The organism is Dietzia alimentaria 72 (genome assembly GCF_000226215.1).
Lineage (GTDB): Bacteria > Actinomycetota > Actinomycetes > Mycobacteriales > Mycobacteriaceae > Dietzia > Dietzia alimentaria.
Map to the genome: position 1 here is coordinate 26,027 of NZ_AGFF01000011.1, position 6,001 is coordinate 32,027.

General features: G+C 67.4%; 6 protein-coding genes. 4 read left to right on the forward strand and 2 right to left on the reverse strand.

Features of this window, described 5'->3' with window-relative positions; all coding sequences use genetic code 11:
• Window positions 1–80: 80 nt before the first annotated feature.
• Window positions 81–941: an inositol monophosphatase family protein gene (locus tag ON04_RS06020; protein WP_010540690.1), complete on the forward strand. Its 861-nt coding sequence runs from the start codon at window positions 81–83 to the stop codon at window positions 939–941.
• A 6-nt stretch (window positions 942–947) separates the two neighbouring features.
• On the forward strand, window positions 948–1,667 hold the full coding sequence (locus ON04_RS06025; protein ID WP_010540691.1) for an alpha-ketoglutarate-dependent dioxygenase AlkB family protein: 720 nt from the start codon (window positions 948–950) through the stop codon (window positions 1,665–1,667).
• A gap of 24 nt (window positions 1,668–1,691) precedes the next feature.
• Here ON04_RS06025 and ON04_RS06030 read toward each other — a convergent pair whose 3' ends face one another.
• Complete coding sequence (locus tag ON04_RS06030; protein ID WP_010540692.1) at window positions 1,692–2,405, reverse strand: PIG-L deacetylase family protein; 714 nt, start codon at window positions 2,403–2,405, stop codon at window positions 1,692–1,694.
• A gap of 123 nt (window positions 2,406–2,528) precedes the next feature.
• Between ON04_RS06030 and ON04_RS06035 the strand changes: the two genes are divergently transcribed.
• A complete protein-coding gene (locus ON04_RS06035) occupies window positions 2,529–3,698 on the forward strand; it encodes an acyl-CoA dehydrogenase family protein (RefSeq protein WP_010540693.1) in 1,170 nt (389 codons plus the stop codon).
• 24 nt (window positions 3,699–3,722) lie between these two features.
• On the opposite strand, the gene ON04_RS06040 is transcribed toward ON04_RS06035, so the two are convergent.
• Complete coding sequence (locus ON04_RS06040; protein WP_010540694.1) at window positions 3,723–4,118, reverse strand: MerR family transcriptional regulator; 396 nt, start codon at window positions 4,116–4,118, stop codon at window positions 3,723–3,725.
• Between the two features lie 69 nt (window positions 4,119–4,187).
• Here ON04_RS06040 and ON04_RS06045 point away from each other — a divergent pair, with 69 nt between their 5' ends.
• Window positions 4,188–5,702, forward strand: a complete 1,515-nt coding sequence (locus tag ON04_RS06045; protein ID WP_010540695.1) for a SulP family inorganic anion transporter — start codon at window positions 4,188–4,190, stop codon at window positions 5,700–5,702.
• Window positions 5,703–6,001: the final 299 nt, after the last annotated feature.

The following is a 6,001-nucleotide window of genomic DNA, read 5'->3' on the forward strand; positions in this document are numbered from 1 at the left end:
CGCTATCGGGGCGGGCACCTGTAGAGGGTCCAGTTCGCCAGATCTGGTCGGGGAGGGGTTCCGTGGGGCACGATGGGGGCATGACGCAACGGCCCGCACGCCCCCTCGATGCCGACCTGACGGAGCGCCTCGACGAGCTCCTCGCCGCGAGCGGCCGGATCGCGCGCCGGCATTTCCACGCCGACCTCGAGTCGCTGGAAGCCTCGGACAAGAACTCCGGCGGTTCGGGCTCCGCCGCGGGTGGCGGCTACGACCCGGTAACCGAGGCTGACCGCGCGATCGAGGAGTTGCTCCGCGCGGGGATCTCCCGCATGTCCCCGGGGGACCGGGTGGTGGGTGAGGAGAACGGCGCGACGGGGCCGGTGGACGCCCGCCGGACCTGGTACCTGGATCCGATCGACGGCACCAAGGCCTTCCTGACGGGCATGTCGGGCTGGGGGACGCTGGTGGGTGTGGTCGAGGACGGCCGCGCAGTGGCCGGGTGGATGGACCAGCCGGTGCTCGGGGAGACGTTCTCGGCGGTCAACGGTCGCGCCGTGGTGCGGCGGCCCAATGCGGATACCGGCAACACCGTGGTCGCCGACCTGCGCGTCTCCGGCTGCGCGGAGCTGTCGGACGCCATCCTGTACACCACTCATCCCTCGATGTTCGGCGAGCGCGGTGAGGACCGGGATCGCTACGACGAGCTCGGTCGCCGCGTCCGCCTGCAGCGTTTCGGAGGCGACTGCTACGCCTATTGCATGCTCGCCGCAGGCCGGGTCGACCTGGTGGTCGAGGCGGACCTGAACTCTTACGACATCGTGGCGTTGATCCCGATCATCGAGGCCGCGGGCGGTGTCATCACCGGCCCGGGCGGGGGACAGCCACTCGAGGGCGGGACCGTGGTCGCCGCCGCGACCCCGGAGCTCGCGGAGCAGGCGTGGGCGGTGCTGCGACCGTAGACCACCATGACGGAGCCTCTTTTCGGCGTCCACCGCGAGCCGTCGATCCTCGGCCCGGGAGCGGTCCACATTCCCGACTGGATGAGCCGTGGGCAGCAGGAATACCTCCTGCGGGCGTGCGTCGGCTGGGCGGCGACCCGCGCACCGCGCTCGATAGAACTGCCCGGCGGCGGCCGCATGTCAGTGCGGACGCTCAGCCTGGGGCGTCACTGGTTGCCCTATAGATACGACGACGACGAGGACACTCCACCGATCCCGGCTTGGCTACTGCGGGCCGCACGGTCAGCGCTGACCTCGGCCGCGGCGATCGATCGGAGCGTCGCCCTAGTCCGCCCTGGCCATCCGGAAGCGGCGTACTCCCCCGACACCGCGTTTACTCCGGACGCGGCTCTGGTGAACCTCTACGGCCGTGGATCCACGATGGGATTGCACCAGGACCGCGACGAGGACTCCGATGCGCCGGTGGTCTCCCTGAGCCTCGGCGACGCATGTACCTTCCGCTTCGGCACGCCCGAGCACCGCGGTCGCCCGTACACGGACGTGCGACTGGAATCGGGTGACCTGGTGGTGTTCGGCGGACCATCCCGGTTGGCGTTCCACGGGGTGCCCAAGGTGTTCGACGGGACCGCTCCGGCCTGGTGCACCGACGTCCTGGGTGCGGCCCCGGGTCGGGTCAACATCACCCTGCGTCAGACGCGGCCGGGCCGGTCGACAGCTGTCGGCTGATCGGCTCGGATCAGGGCCGCATAATCAGGGCCGCATGCGACGGAAGCCCACCACCGGGTCGCCGCCGGCCACGCCGTCGACGGGGGCCACCATGCGCTCGACCTGGATTCGGGACTGTTCCGCAACCGGGGTCTGGGGGTCGAGCACTGACAGGTATTCGGAGTGCTCGGCCAGCGCGTCCACCGCGTGTTCGACAAAGCCCTCCACATCCACGTAGTGCGTGGGCTCGGGCGCCGACTCGAACCACATCTGCGGGCGGCCCTCCGCCGAATCGACACCCACCGCGCCCACCAGATCGTCGTAAGCCGCCCCTACGGCCTCACCGAATTCCATGTGGTCGCTCTGGTTGGGCATGTCCGGGCCGAACGCGGGACCCGAGAACAACGACACGACGATGTCCGGCCGATGGCGCCGGATCGAATCGGCAATCGCGTCACGTAGTTCGCTGTTGTTGACGATCCGACTGTCCGAAAACCCGAGGAACTCCACCGTTTCGACCCCGACGATCGCCGCCGAGCGACGCTGCTCCTCTTCGCGGATCGGCCCGGCGATCGCGGGCGCCATGCCCTCGATGCCCGCCTCGCCACTGGAGGCCAGCACGTAGACGACGCTCCGTCCCTCCGCCGTCCAGCGGGCCACCGCCGCTGACATCCCGTATTCGGGGTCGTCGGGGTGCGCCACCAGGACGAGGCAGCGGGTCCAGTCAGTGGGGAAGGGTTCGGGGAGATTTGTGCTCATGAGACGAGTATGACCCGCTCCGCCCCCGCGGTGCGCGTCCTCGGCGCAAGAAGCCCACGTAATCTGGTGCCACCCCTCGTCGTCGTCGCTCTTTGTCGTCTTTGATCTCCGGAGGTCTTCCCCGTGTCCGCACTCTTTCCTGACTATCGTCCCTCCTGGGAAACCGACGATCACCAGCTCCTTCGGGGGCACGCCCGCGCGTTCTTCGCCAAGGAGATGACGCCCAACCAGGAGAAGTGGTCGGCTCAGAAATACGTCGACCGCCAGACCTGGCTGCGCACCGGCGAGGCCGGCCTGATCTGCCTCGACGTGCCGGAGGAGTTCGGCGGCCAGGGCGGCGACCCGGGCATGGAATACCTCGTGACCGAAGAGCTCGTCTACTCCGGCGACACGGCGTTCGGTATGGGCGTCGGCTCGACCATCACCCCGCACTACGTCGCCAATTACGCCACCGACGAACAAAAGCGCGAGTGGCTGCCGAAGATCTGCTCGGGCGAGTGGATCTCGGCCATCGCCATGACCGAGCCGGGCGCCGGCTCTGACCTCAAGGGCGTCCGCACCACGGCGCGCAGGGAGGGCGAGGGCCCGGATGCCGTGTACGTCATCAACGGCTCCAAGACCTTCATCTCCAACGGTGGCTCGGCCGACTTCGTGGTGGTGGTGGCCAAGACCGACCTCGACGCCGGCCACAAGGGCATGGCCCTGTTCGCCGTGGAAGCCGACACGCCCGGCTTCGAGCGTGGCCGCGTCCTGGAGAAGATGGGCCGTCACGGCGCCGACACCGCCGAGCTGTTTTTCAACGACATGCGCGTGCCCGCCGCCAACCTGCTCGGCGGTGAGGAGGGACAGGGCTTCTATCAGCTCATGAACCAGCTCCCGCGAGAGCGCCTGGCGATCGCCGTGGACGCGCTGGCGATGGCCGAGGCCGCCGTCGTGGAGACCCTCGCCTACACACGGGAGCGGCAGGCGTTCGGCAAGCCGATCCTGGACTTCCAGAACACCCGCTTCGAGCTGGCGCACTGTAAGACCCAGGTCATGGCCACCCGCACGTTCATCGACCACTGCATTTCTCGGGAGATCGCCGGGGACCTCGATGCCGTGACCGCGTCCATGGCCAAGCTGCAGGCCACCGACATGCTCGACGACGTGGTGGACCGCTGCCTCCAGCTGTTCGGTGGCTACGGCTACATGATGGAGTACCCCATCGCGCAGAAGTTCGCCGGCGCCCGCGTCATGCGGATCTACGGCGGCACAAACGAAATCATGAAGGAGGTCATCGGCCGCGCGCTCTGAGTAGCCATGTCCGGGAGACCGGACTCAGCCCAGCCGCTCGACGATCTCCACGAACTCCTCCGCGTAGGCCAGGTGCCTGCGCAACCGTTCGAGCCGCTCGGTCGCCTCCGCGCGCACCTCGGTGATGACGTCGGCCGCGGGAGGGTCGGACGCGGCGTCGTCGGACGCGGCACGCGCGTCGAGCGCTCGGCAGAACTCCCCCATTCGTTCGAGGCTGAACCCCAGCGGCTTCATCCGACGGATGAGCAAAATTCGTTCGACATCTGCCCCGGTGTAGAGCCGGAAGCCGCCAGGGGAGTGGACGGACGGACTCACCAGCCCCACCTCGTCCCAGTGCCTCAGACTGCGGATTGACAGCCCCGTGCGCTCGGCGACCTCGCCGATCTTGATGGTCTGCTCGCCCCCGTTTGGCTCGCTCACAACTCTCCCGTTACGGTAGCTTTTTACTCTCACGTGGCGTGAGGGTCTGACAGCGACTGTAGGTGATCCGTGAGCGAGCAGTATCCGACCGGTGTGGTGGCATCCTTCCGCGCAGCATTCTCGTCGCCGGCGCGTCTGCGCACCGAGGTACTGGCTGGCCTGGTGGTGGCGCTGGCGCTGATCCCGGAGGCGATATCGTTCTCGATTCTCGCCGGGGTCGATCCTCGCGTCGGGCTGTTCGCGTCCGTGACGATGGCCGTGACCATCGCGTTCACCGGCGGTCGGCCCGCGATGATCTCGGCCGCCACCGGGGCTATTGCGCTGGTAATCGCGCCTGTCGTCGCTGACCACGGGCTCGACCACCTGGTTGCGACCGTCCTGCTCGGCGGCGCGATCCAGATCGTCCTCAGCCTGATGGGGGTGGCCAGGTTGATGCGCTTCATCCCGCGATCGGTGATGATCGGCTTCGTCAACGCCTTGGCGGTCCTGATCTTCATGGCGCAGATTCCCCACCTGGTGGGTGTGCCGTGGTTGGTGTACCCGCTGGTCGTGGCGGGGATCGTCATTATGGTGGGCTTCCCGCGATTGACGACCGTGGTTCCCGCCCCGCTCATCGCCATCGCCGCGATCACTGCCGTGGTCCTGATGGTGGGCTGGTCCGTCCCCGATGTGGCGGGCGAAGGTGAGCTGCCGACCTCGTTGCCGTCGTTGCTGTTCCCCTCCGTCCCCTTCACGCTGGAAACCCTCCTGATCATCGCGCCCTATGCGCTGGCGATGGCACTGGTCGGATTGATGGAGTCCCTGATGACGGCGAAGCTCGTCGACGACATCACCGAGACCCACTCCGACAAGACGCGCGAGGGCTGGGGCCAGGGTGTCGCCAACATCGTCACCGGTTTCTTCGGGGGGATGGGCGGCTGCGCAATGATCGGGCAGACGATGATCAACGTCAAGGCATCCGGTGCGCGGACGCGGCTCTCCACCCTGCTCGCCGGGGTGTTCCTGCTGGTCCTCGTGGTGGCTCTGGGCGACATCGTTGGACTCGTCCCCATGGCGGCTCTCGTCGCGGTGATGATCATGGTCTCGGTCGGCACGCTGGACTGGCACTCGATCCATCCACGCACGCTGCGACTTATGCCGCTCTCGGAAACGCTGGTCATGCTGGTCACGGTTGTGGCGACGGTGTGGACGAGCAACCTGGCGATCGGCGTCGTGGCTGGCGTACTCACCGCGATGGTGATGTTCGCCCGCCGTGTCGCGCACATGATCTCGGTGGAGAAGGTCGCCGAGCTGGACGCCAACCACGACGGCAGCGTCGACACCCGCACCTACCGCGTTACCGGCCAGCTGTTCTGGGCCTCGAGCAACGATCTGGTGTACCAGTTCGACTACTCCGGGGATCCCCAGAATGTGGTCTTGGACCTCACCGACGCGGACATCTGGGACGCCTCCACCGTGGCGACGCTGGACGCCGTTCAGCAGAAGTACGCGGCCAAAGGTAAGGCCCTGTCCGTGATCGGCCTCGACGGCGCAAGTCAGGAGCGCCTCGACAAGCTGTCGGGCAATCTCGGCGGGGGATTCTGACGTACGCCCGGGTTGGACCGACGTCGGATTGACTCTTGCATGTTCGAATGTGTGTCCGTAAACTAGAACACAGATTCGATTCAGGTGCGGGGCTTGTTTCCCGCTGACGACAGGGGGCGAGGATGGTTGGTGATCCCGCCCCAGGTTCGATGGCCGCGCTGGTTACTGCCGCGACGGCAGGGTGGCGGGCGGAAAATCGTGGCGCCGCGCAACGGTTGATCGCCTGCTATGAGGTGTTGCAAGAGTGCATCCGCCAGGGGCAATCCGGTACCGACGATGACGGCCAGCCCGCCCACGCG

What these genes read in the sequence shown, in the direction of transcription:
- ON04_RS06020 (WP_010540690.1), top strand. Translation starts at nt 81, where the DNA reads ATGACGCAACGGCCCGCACGCCCCCTCGATGCCGACCTGACGGAGCGC.
- ON04_RS06025 (WP_010540691.1), top strand. Translation starts at nt 948, where the DNA reads ATGACGGAGCCTCTTTTCGGCGTCCACCGCGAGCCGTCGATCCTCGGC.
- ON04_RS06030 (WP_010540692.1), bottom strand. Translation starts at nt 2,405, where the DNA reads ATGAGCACAAATCTCCCCGAACCCTTCCCCACTGACTGGACCCGCTGC.